This is a genomic window from Rhodothermus marinus (assembly GCF_009936275.1).
GTDB classification, from domain to species: Bacteria; Bacteroidota; Rhodothermia; order Rhodothermales; family Rhodothermaceae; genus Rhodothermus; species Rhodothermus marinus_A.
In genome coordinates this window covers 556,797-571,168 of sequence record NZ_AP019797.1, presented here as the reverse complement: position 1 = coordinate 571,168, position 14,372 = coordinate 556,797, and the positions used below count along the sequence as shown (strand labels likewise).

Below are 14,372 nucleotides of genomic sequence, written 5' to 3'. Positions count from 1 at the left end.
CCGGTGCAGCTCTCGAACCGACGCCTGGAAGGCTTTGTCGTCCAGATGGGCGATGATCCGTACAGACATGGAACCGTTGTCAAGCTACTTCTTGTAAGACCATGTCGTCGCGCGTGGAGGTCGCGCCCGTCGAAGCGCGCGGCGTACCCGGGAGGGCAGCGCGGTGCTTGGCCCGGGTCACCTATTAGGCTGCTGCTTTATGTGCAGCAGCCTTTTTCTGTATTTGCGACCGATGCGACGCCAGTCTCGAGGTTTTTCCGCATCGACCGCGGGACTATCCCCGCGGGTGCGGGGACACCGTGAGAGACGATCTCATGGCTCTGTTGGTTTGGGGACTATCCCCGCGGGTGCGGGGACACCTGGCGGGGCATCATCGATCCCGACTCGATAGAAGGACTATCCCCGCGGGTGCGGGGACACCCTGGCCGACTTCGCGCCCAAGCCTTTCAAACCGGGACTATCCCCGCGGGTGCGGGGACACCGCACACGAAACCAAACGCCACAACCTTTAAAGGGGACTATCCCCGCGGGTGCGGGGACACCGGCGCGCGTTCTGCTGTTCAACCTTCCGGAAGAGGACTATCCCCGCGGGTGCGGGGACACCAACCGGGTGCCGGTGGTGCCTGATGACTTCGTGGGACTATCCCCGCGTGTGCGGGGGCACCGCATCGACGATGAAATGCGCGACCTGGTGCAGAGGACTATCCCCGCGTGTGCGGGGGCACCGACGGTAGCCGCTCAGCATCAGACCTCCAGCAGGGACTATCCCCGCGGGTGCGGGGACACCACGTCCAGCGTTCCGTTTTTTATGTCCAGCGCAGGACTATCCCCGCGGGTGCGGGGACACCATCTCTACTACCCCGATATCACAACTTCAAACGGGACTATCCCCGCGGGTGCGGGGACACCGGCTTTGGGCTGGTGCGCCGCGTCTTCACCAAGGGACTATCCCCGCGGGTGCGGGGACACCGACATCCTCTACCTGATGACGCATCCTGAATCGGGACTATCCCCGCGGGTGCGGGGACACCTGCAATCCAGTTTGCACCGATTGTGCAATCCAGGGACTATCCCCGCGGGTGCGGGGACACCTCCCCCGATACGCCAGTTGACATATCTCTTTGCGGACTATCCCCGCGGGTGCGGGGACACCTTTTTGTGCGCACATGCCCCGACGCACCTGTTGGGACTATCCCCGCGGGTGCGGGGACACCGACCGCAGCGTCGAGGCCGTGCCGATCGAGGAAGGACTATCCCCGCGGGTGCGGGGACACCCGTGACGAAGCCTGTAGTAGGAAACGCAGGAAGGGACTATCCCCGCGGGTGCGGGGGCACCTGCGGCAAGAGAATGGCTGAGCGCACGATCACGGGACTATCCCCGCGGGTGCGGGGGCACCGGCGGCCCGGACGGATCGACCGAGCGGGTGCTGGGACTATCCCCGCGGGTGCGGGGGCACCGCGCGATGTTTACGAAGCGGACGTAATCAACAGGGACTATCCCCGCGGGTGCGGGGGCACCCGAATGTTCAACTTTTTCATAAGTCGATCATAGGGACTATCCCCGCGGGTGCGGGGGCACCGCGTCTAAGTACCTATACACCACACCATTCGAAGGACTATCCCCGCGGGTGCGGGGGCACCCAGGACCTGCTTCCTGAGCCTTTCTTCGTGACGGGACTATCCCCGCGGGTGCGGGGACACCCTGGTGCAGGTGGCCGAGTCCGTCAAAGCGCAAGGACTATCCCCGCGGGTGCGGGGACACCCAGGTCATCCGGATCGGCGACCAGGAGATCGAAGGACTATCCCCGCGGGTGCGGGGACACCTCGACAAGGCCCAGCAGGATGGGGAGACGGTCGGGACTATCCCCGCGGGTGCGGGGACACCTTCACGTCGCCCACGAAGTCGGGCTTGAAGCGGGGACTATCCCCGCGGGTGCGGGGACACCCGCTACGCATAGGCGAAAAATCTCATCCGGAGGGGACTATCCCCGCGGGTGCGGGGACACCTCCTTAAGACACTCCCGCCAGCCGACTACTGCGGGACTATCCCCGCGGGTGCGGGGACACCGTATGCGCCTGCGTTCTTCGTACTCCTCTGTGGAGATCTCCCCGCGGGCATACCGGAGCTGAAGTACCTCCAGCGGGGAAAGTGGAGCGCTTTTTGGCGGATGGGCAGAAGGCCGGCTGCCCAGCTGGCGGATGAGGTAGATAACCAGCACAATGATGGCTATCCAGAACAGGACCCAGAAGATCATCATCCACCAGCCACCGCCCCATCCCCACATCCAGTCACAGCATCCGTTATACATGGTTGCCTCCTATGTTTGTGCATCACCGAAATCCAGGAAGCACCGAGGAGGCGATCCCATGCTGGGGATCACCTCCTGGCATGCTTCCCTGTGCCAGCCAGTCGGAGGTAGCGTATGCTTCTGGCACCCGGTAACATCAATGCTGCCGTTGCATGGGCATCTGTCCATGCCTCATACCGCCCTGCATCATGCCACCCATGCCTCCGCCCATCATCATGCCCATCCCCATCATGCCGCCGTGCATCTGCATCATGTGCATCATCTCCATCATGGGCATGTGGCGCATCATGGCCTGCATCCACTGCTGAGGCGTAAAGCTGCGGAGCTTCTCACGCTGCTCTTCGGTCAGCACCTGCTCCATTTTCCGGGTGGTCTCCAGCGCCAGCATGTGCATGTTGAGCCCCATGTTCATCATGACCTGCATGGTGGCCCGGATGTCGTCCAGCGAGGCATTGGGGTCCTGCATCTTTTCCATAAGGGTCTGGTGCAGTCCCATCATGGCCTGCATGGTGGCCTGATGCTGCTGGAGAAACTCCTGCTTCAGCGCTTCGAGCTGCTTCTTCTGCTCCTCGGTCAGCCCCAGCTCTTCCTCCAGGTAGGGCAGCGCGAAGACCATGGCCATGGCCCGATGCATGGGGTGCTGCATCATCATTCCCATCTGCTGCACCATGCCCATCATTCCCATGCCGCCACCCATCATACCACCCTGCATCATACCTCCACCCATCATACCCATCATCCCGCCCTGCATCATTTTTTTGGTCGTATCGGGCTGGGACATCATGCCGCCCATATGTCCGTGCTGCTGGCCCAGGGCCAGTAAAGGCATGCTCATCAACAGGCCCGCAATCAGTAGCTTTCTCATGGTGTGCTCCGGTTTGGTTTTTTCCTGTATGGGAATATAGCCTACCTTTGCTTAAAAGAACCTGAACGGTATTGCGCTATCCAGGCTTCCAGCGCCTTCCCCTCCGGCATGCCCATGAAGACGACCTCGTCATCGACAAGCAGTACCGGTGAATGTCGAATGTGGTACCGTGCTACGAGATCGGGGCGTTCATCCGTATAGACCACCTCGTAGGGGATTCCGCGACGACTCAGCTCCTTTTCCAGGTATGGCCGGTGGTGGCAGGTCCTTGTGGCCAGAATACGTACGTTTGCCATGGTAACCTCCTCGTTTTTCAGTACCAGACCCGCAGGCCAAAGACCAGCCGGCTGAGACTCACGGGCTCCCCTTCGTCACGGACCAGATCGGCCGTTGGCCCCAGGAATCGCTGCCATCGGAATCCCACATAGGGGGCAAATTCCCGGCGGATCTCGTAGCGAAGCCGAAGGCTTGCATCGACGAAGTTCAAGCCACTTCCCACCCCCATTCCGGCACCTCCTGAAGGGCGGCCAGCGTCTCCAGTTGCCCCTGGAGAATGAGCCGCTGGGTGATGAACACATCGTGTGAGGCCAGCAGGGAGGCCGAGATGTCGCCGTCCTGGCTGACGGAGAGCTGGGGCTCCAGCTCAAACCAGTAGGGGGCCAGTCCCTCCAGTCCCACGGCCAGGTGCACGCGGCGACGCACCTCGCCCTCGGCCAGGGCCAGCTCCACCCGGGCCCCTACCTGGGCATCCCAGTACGGCGCGATGAGTCGGCTGTAGAGGGCCTGAAACTCCACATCGCCCTCCCGGCGGTCGGTCCTTAATTCCCCTTCACTGCGCACCCAGAGGCGATCGTAGACCTTTCCGGCCCAGCCGTCCATGTCCCAGGCCAGGGGATTCCCCGCCGAGGCGGGCTCCATCTCCAACCGGTCGAACAGAATGAACGTAAGCCAGTGCTCGTTGGCAAAGCGGATGAGCGGGCGCTGCTGTCCCAGGGCAGGAAGCCCTCCGACCAGGAGCAGCACGCCAACCAGTAATCCTTTACGTATACTTCTCATCGGACGTCTCGGCTTTGGGTTCAAGGACTTGGAAGACACGGAACATCCCCATCTCCATGTGATAGAGGATGTGGCAATGGAACACCCACGGCCCCGGCTCATCGGGGGTAATGAGCACGGAAAGACGCTCGGCGGGTTTGACGATGACCGTGTGCTTGCGGGGAATCCAGCGCCCATGCCCGTTCTCCAGCTCCATCCACATGCCGTGGAGGTGCATGGGGTGTTCCATCATGGTATCGTTGACCAGCGTAAGGCGCACACGCTCGCCGTACTTGATTTCAATGGGCTCGGGCGCTTCGGAATAGGCCTTGCCATCAATGGACCAGAGGAAGCGCTCCATGTTGCCCGTCAGGTGCATCTCAATCTCCCGCGTGGGCGGACGAAAATCTTCCCGGGGATAGAGCGTCTTCAGATCCGTATAGACGAGCACCCGCCAGCCATCCTGCCCCAGTCCAATCCCCGGTTCATGGAGCCGGCTGAAGGTCATCATGGGAATGGCCGCATTGGTCGGGCTGTGCCGGTCCTTTGGATGGGCCCTGGGTGCCGGCGGCATTCCCGGGGGCTGGCTATCTTTGCCGGCCATGGCCATGCCGCCCATCATCATCCCGTGGCCTCCGTGGGACATCCCCTGCATGTTTCCATGGGACATGCCCTCCATATCCCCGTGCATCATTCCCATATCTTTCATCGAACGGTAGGGCGGCTTCCGGCGCGGCGGAATGGGGCCTTCCATCCCCTCCTGGGGTGCCAGCGTCCCGCGGGCATAGCCGCTGCGGTCCAGCGACTCGGCAAAAATGGTATAGGCCTGCTCCTCCTTCGGCTCCACGATGACGTCGTACGTCTCGGCAATGCCAATGCGGAACTCATCGACCACCACGGGCTGCACGTACTGCCCGTCGGCCTGGATGACCGTCATGCGCAGTCCCGGAATGCGTACGTCAAAGAAGCTATCCGCCGCGGCGTTGATGAAGCGCAGCCGTACGCGTTCGCCGGGCTTGAAGAGGGCCGTCCAGTTATCCCCCGGTGCCCGGCCGTTCATGAGGTAAGTGTACGTGGCTCCGGTAATATCCACGAGGTCGCGCACGTCCATACGCATGCGTCCCCAGGCCAGGCGATCCTGAATGGCCGCCTTCAGGCCTTTTTCCCGGATTTCCTCGGGTAGATCGAGCAGCGTGCGCCGCTGGAAGTTGTAATAGCCCGGGTACTTGCGCAGATTGCTCAGCACCCGCATGGGGTTCTCGAACGTCCAGTCGCTGAGCATGACCACATACTCCCGGTCGTAGGGATAGGGCTCGGGACCTTCGGGGTCAATGATGATGGGGCCGTAGATGCCCGTCTGCTCCTGGAGTCCGCTGTGGCTGTGGTACCAGTACGTTCCGTGCTGGCGCACACGGTAGCGGTATTCATAGGTTTCACCAGGTCGGATGCCCGGAAAACTCACACCCGGGACGCCGTCCATATCAAAGGGGACGAGGAGGCCATGCCAGTGAATGGAGCTGTCCTCCTTCAGGCGGTTGGTCACGCGGAGGATGACCTCCTCCCCCTCCCGGAAGCGAAGCAGCGGCCCCGGCACCGTGCCGTTAATGGCCGTGGCGTGTCCCGTCTTACCGCCCACGGTAAAGGGGACCTCCCGGAGTTCTAGTTCAAAGATACGGGGACCCTCTACGGGCTCTGGAGGCCCCATGACCCGGGGGATGGCCCGGGCATAGGGTGGAAGCAGCGCCTCCAGTCCGGCCGTAACCCCCAGGGCCAGCAACGCCTGGAGGAATTCTCTGCGGTTCCGTGAGGATGGTATATTTTTCATACGGCTTGTGGTTTTCAGGTGTACAGCCTGCTGAGGCTCAAGCATACGAGGTCGTAACTTAAGGAAGGCTTAAACCCCGAAGCAATGGCCCGCACCGCACCCTTTGACCAATACCCCGAGCGCTACGATGCCTGGTTCGACCGCCACGAAATGGCCTACCGGTCCGAACTGGAGGCCCTCCGGAAGCTCTGGCCTCCGGAGGCACGGGAAACGCTGGAGGTGGGCGTGGGAACCGGACGGTTTGCCCTCCCGCTGGGCATCCGCCTGGGGGTGGAGCCCTCGGAGACCATGCGGCGTGTGGCCGAGGCACGCGGGCTTACCGTCGTGCCCGGCACCGGCGAGGCCCTGCCCTTTGAGGACCATCGGTTCGATGCCGTACTCATGGTCACCACGCTCTGCTTCCTGGACGATCCGGCAAGGGCCTTCTGGGAAATCCACCGCGTGCTGAAGCCCGGGGGATACGTTGTGGTGGGATTCATTGACCGGGAGAGCCACCTCGGGAAGACCTATGAACGGGAAAAGGTCCGTAATCCCTTCTACCGGGAGGCCACCTTTTACAGCACCTCCGAGGTCCTGGACCTCCTCTGCGAGGCGGGCTTCCGGCACGTGGCCATGGTGCAAACGATCTTCACGTTCCCCGACCGGATGACCCGTCCCGATCCCGTGGAACCGGGCTACGGGCGGGGCGCCTTCGTGGCCCTCCGCGCACAGAAACCGGCCCCGGATCACGAAGAGGTGTAGCGAAACTCCCGCGCCATGCCGGCCTCGAGATGATACACGTTATGGCAGTGGAAGAACCAGCGGCCTGGATTATCCGCCCGGAAGACAAAGCTGCCACGCCCCATGTGAGGCCGGACGGTCAGCGTATCCTTCAGGATGCGTCCCGTACGGAAGAAGTGCCCGTGCAGGTGCATGGGATGGAGCATCATGCTCATGTTGAACATCTGCACGCCCACATGCATCCCCTCTTCAATCAGCAAGGGGTCGGCATCGGGGTAGGCCTGGCCGTTGATGGTCCAGCGGCCTCCCATCATGCCTCCGGAGAGCGTCATGCGAAACACGCGATCGGGCCGTACGGGCGCCGTGTTCTCCAGCTCCACGGAGACCAGGCGTGAGAGGTTCAGCACACGCCCACGACGAAGTCCCTCCGGCAGGGCACGCAGCGGCGGATCGGCATCCTGAACGCCGGCATACCGCACGACAGCCCGTGCCGGCGGGGCCTGCACCTCCACGGGTAGGGCCATCAGGTTCCATGCGCCCGGGTGGTTCATCTCGACGACCACATCGTAGCGCTCGCCCATGGCGATGTACAGACTGTCCACCTCGTAGGGCTCCACGGGTCGCCCATCCGTATGCGTGACCCACATCCGGTGGCCCGCCAGCGCCACCCGGAAGGTCGTGGCCCCCGAGGGATTCATCAGCCGAAACCGCACGCGCTCGCCCTGCTTTACCTCGAAGGTCACCGGTGCGGAGGGCAGACGCCCGTTGACGAGCAATCCCCGGTAGGGTGGCGTTACCACCCCGCCCATCATACCCCGACGTCGCATCATGCGTGGCCCCATCATCACGCCCGTAAGCGGCTCCGGATCACCGGGCAGATAGTCGTCGAGTACCACGGTGTATTCCCGGTCGTAGGCCACGTGAGGGGTTGTCTCCTCCACCACGAGGGGGGCAATTAAGCCACGGTCCAGTTGCAGCCCCACATGGCTGTGGTAGAGGTAGCTTCCGGCCGGTCCGGCCGTAAACCGGTAAAGGAAGATCTCGCCCGGAGGAATGGGGTCCTGCGTCAGCCCCGGCACGCCGTCCATGGCGTTGGGCACGGGGAGGCCGTGCCAGTGCACGGTGGTACCCTCCGGAAGGCGGTTCTCCACCTCCACCTCAAGGACATCTCCCTCTCGCACGCGGATCTCCGGACCGGGAAACTGACCGTTATAGAGCCAGGTCCGGTAGACCTCGCCGGGCCCCACCTCCACCTCGCCCACCTCGGCCACAAGCCGGTACCTCTGTGCTCCGCCCCTGCCGGACAGGGGCACAAAAGAGGGAAGCGTAGCACCCTCGGCCGGCGCCAGGCGGGAACACCCTTCCAGGAGCAATCCCCCACCTCCCAGCCCCAGAACGGTGCTTCCGAGCGCAAATTGTTTCAGAAAAGATCTTCTGGAACGCATGGCTTTGCTCTTTTGGGTCAATGTAATATCACGACCTTAAAAAAGGCTTAACCGCAGATACGGGAACTTCCCCGTATCCCCGGAATATGCTGCGGCAATGGCATACGCCTCCCAACATAGAACTTCTCCCAGCGTGAGCCTGTTGCTCACGCTTACCCTGCTGATCTTTCCCCTGAGCCAGATGGGGTGGGGAGGTCTGCTCCTCTGCATAGAGTCTGATGGTGTGACGCACGTAGAAACCCTGGAGAATGCCGACTGCCTCCCTGCGCTGCCGATTACCCAGCACATGGCCCACCGGGATAGCCCCGCAGCGTTTCAGGGTCATGTAGATCAGAAGGATCCCTGTTTCGACATCCCCCTGGTACTCTCCATTGTTGAGCACCGAGTATCTGTACCCGTTGCCTATGTATCCCTTCCCGTGGTCTTCCAGACCGCGTATGTATCCCTTCCGGAGCCTGCCCCTTCCCTTCCTCGTTTCGAGGTCTCCGGACATGTTCCCGCTTCTCCCGCGCTGACCACACTGCAGACCGTCGTGCTGCGTATTTAGGCTTTCTCCGGTTCGCCCTATTCACGGGGCAACGATGGCGGTTTTCAGTCCCCAAAACCGGAGAAAGCGATGCGGTATGTCGTGTACCTGTGTATCTGGATAGCGTGCTATGCACTTCCAGCCTTTGCACAGTCCTCACCCCCTGATACCCTGAGACTGGAGCAAGCCCTCCAGCAGGCACTGCAGGAACATCCTGCGGCACAGACCGCCCAGTGGCGCACAGAAGCAGCCAAGGGGCAGATCCGGCAGGCGGGCCTGTGGCCCAACCCTGTCATAGAGGTAGAAGCTGAAGAATGGTCGTCCGGCCAATCGCCTGGAGGCCTGTTCTATCGTCTGTCCCAGGACGTACTCCTCGGACGCAAATTACACCGTCAGGTCCAGTTTGCACGCCGAACGTACGAGGCCACGCAGTACGAAGCCTTTGTGGTCCAGCTCACCGTGGCCCAACAGCTCACGGAGGCCTACTTCAATGCGCTTGTGGCCCGCCGGCGAATGCAACTTGCCGAGCAGCTATCCGGCCTGGCCACCCGCCTGTACGCCACCATTACCTCCATGGTAGAAGCGGGCAAGCTATCGCCTGTGGAGCAGCAACGTGTTCGGGTAGAGAAAAGTCGGGCCGAGGCCCAGTACCTTGAAGCGCGTCGGTCCTATGATGTCGCCCGGAGCCAGTTGGCGGCCGCACTCGGTCAGCCCATCCTCCCTGATGTGGTGTTAGAGGATGTACTGGATACCCTGCGTACGCCTCCCCCCTACGATCGCTTGGCAGAAAAACTGCGGGCCCATCCGCTGCTCCAGCAACTGGAAGCATTGCAGCAAGCCGCACAGGCCCGGGAGCGCCTTGAACGTGCCCGGCGCTGGCCCGACATCGGCATCACGGTAGGCACCCAACAGCTTGCCGATACCCCCAAACGGTTCCTGACGGTTGGTTTTACCCTGCCCATTCCGCTGTTTCATCGAAATCAGGGGGCCATTCAGGCGGCACGTGCCACGTACCAGGCAACCGTGGCCGAGTGGAAAAATGCCCGGATTGCCCTCGAAACCTCCCTGCAGGCAACCTATAGCCGCCTGCTTGCAACGTATCGCGAACTCCAGCTTCTGAAGCAAGAGGCACTACCTGCGGCTGAGCAGGCCTACGAGGCCATTCGTGAGGGCTATCAACAGGGCAAGTTTAACGTGCTCGATGTGCTGGATAGCCAGCGCACGTTCTTCGAGATCGAGATGCAGTACGTGGACGTGCTGGCACGCTATCACCGCACCTACATCCAGCTCCAGGCCCTGACCGGGCAACTGCTGCCGTTTTCCTCTTCCAACTAAGACCCTATGAACGCCATGAACCGGTACCCTGCACTCCTCATCGTACTCACCATCGCCTTCCTGACCGGATGTGGCGATGAACCCGAAACCTCCCCCACCCCAGCGACCGAACATGCCGAAGAAATGGTAACGCTGCCCCTTGAAGTCCTTCAGGACTACGGGGTGGTTCTGGATACGGCCCGCGCCGGCACGATCACCGTAACGGTGGCGTTACCCGGCGAGATCAAGGTCAACGAAGACCGGCTCGTGCATGTAGTCCCCCGTGTACCCGGTATCGTGCAGCAGGCTTTTTACACGGTGGGCGACCGGGTTCAGCAGGGGGCACGCATGGCCCTGCTTGAAAGCAGGGAACTGGCCGAACTACAGGGAGCCTACCTTGCGGCACTGGAACGCTACAAGCTTGCCCGCGCCAATGCCGAACGTGAAGCCCGGCTCTTCAGGCAGAATATCGCATCCGAGCAGGAATACCTGGAAGCCCAGCAGCAACTGGCCGAAGCCACCATTGAACTGCAGATTGCACGGCAGAAACTCCTGGCCCTGGGCTTTTCGCAGGCGTATGTCGATAGCCTTCCGCAGCTTCCGGAAGAACAACTGGCAAGGTACGAACTGCGAGCCCCCCTCTCCGGCATTGTCGTCGACCGGCATCTTGCCCTCGGGGAAGCGCTTGAGGCCAACGATGTGGCCTTCACCATTGCCGATCTCCGGACCGTGTGGATTGACCTGAGTGTGTATCCCCGCGATCTCCCGAGGATACAGGCCGGTCAGCCCGTAACCATTCAACTGGGTCATGGGCTTCCCGTTATCAAGACGCGCATTCGTTTTGTGCGTCCCATCCTGGGCGAGGAGACCCGCACAGCCATTGCCCGGGCCGTCGTACGTAATCCGGAGGGACTGTACAAACCCGGAACGTTCGTGACGGGCCAGATCGAGGTGGGTAGCATTCAGGCGGACATTGTGGTACCCAAGACGGCTATCCTCTACATGAATGAGCAGCCGGTCGTGTTCGTGTATACCGGCGAGGGATTCAAACCCGTACCGGTAACCATAGGCCTGGAAAACGACACCTTGGTACAGCTTACGGGTGGCCTGCGCCCCGGGGATGTGTATGTACGAAAGGGTGGGTTTGTCTTACGTGCCGAACTGGAGAAAAGCGAGATGGAAGAAGGCCACGGTCATTAAGAGTCCCCGCTAAACGACTGAGAAACTGCCATGAACAAGCTGATTCAATTTACGCTCCGTAACCGCCTGCTCATGCTCGTGCTGGGCGCCCTTATCATGGGGGCGGGTTACTACAGCTATACCACGCTGCCCGTCGATGCCTTTCCGGATGTCTCTCCTTCCCTGGTCCAGGTATTTACCGTTACGGAAGGGCTTGCCCCACAGGAAGTAGAGCAATACGTAACCTATCCCATCGAGGCCGCCATGAACGGCCTGCCAGACGTGGAACGCATCCGTTCCATCTCCAACTTCGGCCTGTCGGTCGTCAACATTTACTTCAAAGATGGTACGGATATCTACTTTGCCCGGCAGCTGGTCAACGAACGCCTGCAGGAAGTGCGTGCCGAGATTCCCGAGGGCTTTGGTACGCCCCAGCTCGGTCCTATTTCCACCGGCATGGGCCTCATCCTGTTTTACTACCTGGACGACACCACGGGAAAGTACTCCCTTACGGAGCTGCGTACCATTCAGGACTGGCTGATCAAATACCACCTGCAGACCGTCCCGGGCGTTACCGAAGTGTTGGGTATCGGGGGGTTTGAGAAACAGTTCCACGTGAACGTGGATCCCGAAGCCCTTCTCAAATACAATCTGACCATCAACGAGATTATTGAGCGCATTGAAGCCAACAATCTGAACGTTGGGGCCCAGTTCCTTGAAAAGAACGATGAAGAATTCATCGTCCGGTCGGTGGGGCTGGCCACCGGGGTGAACGATCTCAGAAACATCGTCATCAAGACGGTTGACGGCACCCCCATCTACCTCCACGATGTGGCCGATGTACGCATCGGAGGGGCCATTCGCCGCGGGGTGCAGACCCGCAACGGTCTCGGGGAAGTGGTTGCGGGCATGGTGATTAAACTCTACGGGAGCAATGCTTCCACGGTTATCGGGCGGGTAGAACAGCGACTGGCAGAAATCAACAAAATGCTTCCGGAGGGGGTCCGTATCGTGCCCTACTACGAGCAGAAGACCCTGGTACAGGCCGCCGTTCATACGGTAACCAGTGCGCTGATTCAGGGGATTCTGCTGGTTATTCTGGTACTGGTGGCCTTCCTGGGAAGCTGGCGTCCCAGTGTGGTGGTTGCCCTCTCCATTCCCTTTTCTGTCCTGTTTGCCACACTGGGCATGAAACACTTCGGTATATCGGCCAACCTCATGTCGCTGGGCGGCCTGGCCATTGCCATCGGTATGATGGTCGACGGCACCATTGTCATGATTGAAAACGTCGACCGTCTGCTCCGCACCGCCGATCCCGATGAACCCCGTCTGCACGTGATTGCCCGGGCCTGTATGGAAGTGGCACGGCCCATCGTCTTTGCCATCTCCATCATCGTGATCGTATTTCTTCCGCTGTTTACCCTGCAGGGCGTCGAGGGTAAGACGTTTCGCCCGCTGGCCTACACGACGGCCATGGCCATGTTCGGCTCCCTCCTCTTTGCGCTCTTGCTGGCCCCCACCCTCTCCAGTTTGCTCATGAAACGTCCACGAAAGGAGCGCACGCGCCCTCCGCTTGCCGAGCGTATCCTCACGCGCATGATGGAGGCCTATCGTCCCGTGGTAACCTACTTCGTCCATCACCGCAAAAAGGCCGTGATGCTTGCCGCTGGATTGCTGGTCGTAGGAGCTTCCGTTTTTCCCTTCCTGGGCTCGGAATTTACCCCTACCCTGCAGGAAGGGACCATGGTCCTCCGGCTCACCATGGCGCCTTCCATTTCCCTGGAGGCGGCCAAAGAAATGGCCCTCCGGGTAGAGCGTAAGGTGATGCAGATCCCTGAGGTAACCGGTACGGTTACACGCATCGGGCGAGGTGAAGTGGGCGCCCATACCGACCCCATCAACAGCGCCGAGATGTACATCTTGCTCAAACCCCGTGACGAGTGGCGTGTGGATACGCAGGAAGAACTGGAAGTGCTCATACGGCAATCGCTCGGAGAAATTCCGGGGGTACTGACCAACTTCACCCAGCCCATCCAGATGACGGTGGATGAACTCCTGGAAGGCGTACGCGCCGAACTGGCCATCAAACTCTTTGGCGAGGATCTTCAAACCCTCAAAGAAAAAGCTGACGAAATCGCCGCGGTGGTCCAGCGGGTACGAGGCGCGGCCGACGTACAGCCGGACCAGATTGCCGGAAAACCTCAGCTCCGCATCCGTGTGGACCGTGAGGCCATCGCCCGCTACGGGCTGAACGTAGAGGATGTGCAGCGCACGGTACGTGCGGCCATTGGCGGTGAAGAAGCCGGGCAGATCTTCGAAGGCGTGCGGCGGTTTGATATCTACGTGCGGTATACCCCCGAACATCGCACGACGGTGGAGGACGTGCGGAATCTGCTTATTCCCTCTCCCGAGAACGAGCGTCTGCGCATTCCCCTGGAAGAAGTCGCCCTCATTGAGGAAATTGTGGGCCCCCGGCAGATTACCCGTGAGAACAACCAGCGGTTTATCACCATTCAGGCAAACGTGGTCGGCCGCGATATCGGCACCTTCGTTCAGGAAGCCCAGCAGGCCATCGACGCACAGGTTGATCTGCCGCCGGGGTACTATGTAACGTGGGGCGGCCAGTTCCGCCTGCAGCAGGAGGCCAACAAGCGGCTGATGGTCGTCATACCTATCACGCTGCTGCTGATCTTTATCCTGCTCTACTCCAGCTTTAATTCGCTCAAGAACTCGCTTCTTATTCTGCTGAATATTCCGCTGGCCCTCGTGGGAGGCATTGTGGCCCTGGCACTGACCGGGCAGAACCTCTCCGTGCCCGCCTCGGTGGGGTTCATTGCCCTTTTCGGTATTGCCCTGGAAAATGGTATGGTACTGGTTACCTACCTGAACAAGCTCGTTCGCGACGGCATCCCGATAGATGAGGCCTCCATTGAAGGCGCACTGCTTCGTCTGCGTCCGGTACTTATGACGGCCCTTACCACCTCCCTGGGCCTGATCCCGCTGCTGGCCACCGGGACCGGGAGCGAAGTGCAGCGCCCGCTGGCTACGGTCGTCATCGGCGGACTCGTTACGTCCACGATCCTGACCCTGCTGGTTCTCCCTGCACTCTACAAGTGGTTCGCCATTGAACCCGAAGCTCTCTAAACCACCCCAA

Annotated in this window: 9 protein-coding genes, 2 pseudogenes and 1 CRISPR repeat array; of the genes and pseudogenes, 5 read left to right on the top strand and 6 right to left on the bottom strand. The window is 61.1% G+C overall.

What is annotated here, in order from left to right; translation table 11 throughout:
• Nucleotides 1-270: 270 nt before the first annotated feature.
• Nucleotides 271-2,068: a CRISPR direct-repeat array (repeat unit 29 nt; unit sequence GGGACTATCCCCGCGGGTGCGGGGACACC).
• 13 nt (nt 2,069-2,081) lie between these two features.
• The 5 genes and pseudogenes from GYH26_RS15720 to GYH26_RS02570 all read right to left on the bottom strand — a co-directional run.
• Nucleotides 2,082-2,255, bottom strand: a pseudogene (locus tag GYH26_RS15720) (SHOCT domain-containing protein); the annotation flags it as partial.
• 190 nt (nt 2,256-2,445) lie between these two features.
• Nucleotides 2,446-3,174 (bottom strand): Spy/CpxP family protein refolding chaperone, encoded by a 729-nt coding sequence (locus GYH26_RS02585; protein ID WP_161540366.1) that lies wholly within the window; start codon nt 3,172-3,174, stop codon nt 2,446-2,448.
• A gap of 41 nt (nt 3,175-3,215) precedes the next feature.
• Nucleotides 3,216-3,470, bottom strand: a complete 255-nt coding sequence (locus tag GYH26_RS02580) for a glutaredoxin family protein (RefSeq protein ID WP_161540365.1) — start codon at nt 3,468-3,470, stop codon at nt 3,216-3,218.
• 17 nt (nt 3,471-3,487) lie between these two features.
• Nucleotides 3,488-4,092, bottom strand: a pseudogene (locus tag GYH26_RS02575) (copper resistance protein B).
• 121 nt (nt 4,093-4,213) lie between these two features.
• Nucleotides 4,214-6,034, bottom strand: a complete 1,821-nt coding sequence (locus tag GYH26_RS02570; RefSeq protein ID WP_161540364.1) for a copper resistance system multicopper oxidase — start codon at nt 6,032-6,034, stop codon at nt 4,214-4,216.
• 84 nt (nt 6,035-6,118) lie between these two features.
• Between GYH26_RS02570 and GYH26_RS02565 the strand changes: the two genes are divergently transcribed.
• On the top strand, nt 6,119-6,775 hold the full coding sequence (locus GYH26_RS02565; protein ID WP_161540363.1) for a class I SAM-dependent methyltransferase: 657 nt from the start codon (nt 6,119-6,121) through the stop codon (nt 6,773-6,775).
• Here GYH26_RS02565 and GYH26_RS02560 read toward each other — a convergent pair.
• A complete protein-coding gene (locus GYH26_RS02560; protein WP_161540362.1) occupies nt 6,760-8,199 on the bottom strand; it encodes a multicopper oxidase family protein in 1,440 nt (479 codons plus the stop codon). The genes GYH26_RS02565 and GYH26_RS02560 overlap by 16 nt on opposite strands.
• 133 nt (nt 8,200-8,332) lie before the next feature.
• On the opposite strand from GYH26_RS02560, the gene GYH26_RS02555 reads away from it, so the two are divergent.
• The 4 genes from GYH26_RS02555 (at nt 8,333) to GYH26_RS02540 (ending at nt 14,362) form a co-directional block, all read left to right on the top strand.
• Nucleotides 8,333-8,746, top strand: a complete 414-nt coding sequence (locus GYH26_RS02555) for a hypothetical protein (protein ID WP_161540361.1) — start codon at nt 8,333-8,335, stop codon at nt 8,744-8,746.
• Between the two features lie 69 nt (nt 8,747-8,815).
• Nucleotides 8,816-10,060, top strand: coding sequence for a TolC family protein (locus tag GYH26_RS02550; RefSeq protein ID WP_161540360.1), 1,245 nt, complete (start codon nt 8,816-8,818; stop codon nt 10,058-10,060).
• A 15-nt stretch (nt 10,061-10,075) separates the two neighbouring features.
• Nucleotides 10,076-11,239 (top strand): efflux RND transporter periplasmic adaptor subunit, encoded by a 1,164-nt coding sequence (locus GYH26_RS02545; RefSeq protein WP_161540359.1) that lies wholly within the window; start codon nt 10,076-10,078, stop codon nt 11,237-11,239.
• A 30-nt stretch (nt 11,240-11,269) separates the two neighbouring features.
• A complete protein-coding gene (locus GYH26_RS02540) occupies nt 11,270-14,362 on the top strand; it encodes an efflux RND transporter permease subunit (RefSeq protein ID WP_161540358.1) in 3,093 nt (1,030 codons plus the stop codon).
• Nucleotides 14,363-14,372: the final 10 nt, after the last annotated feature.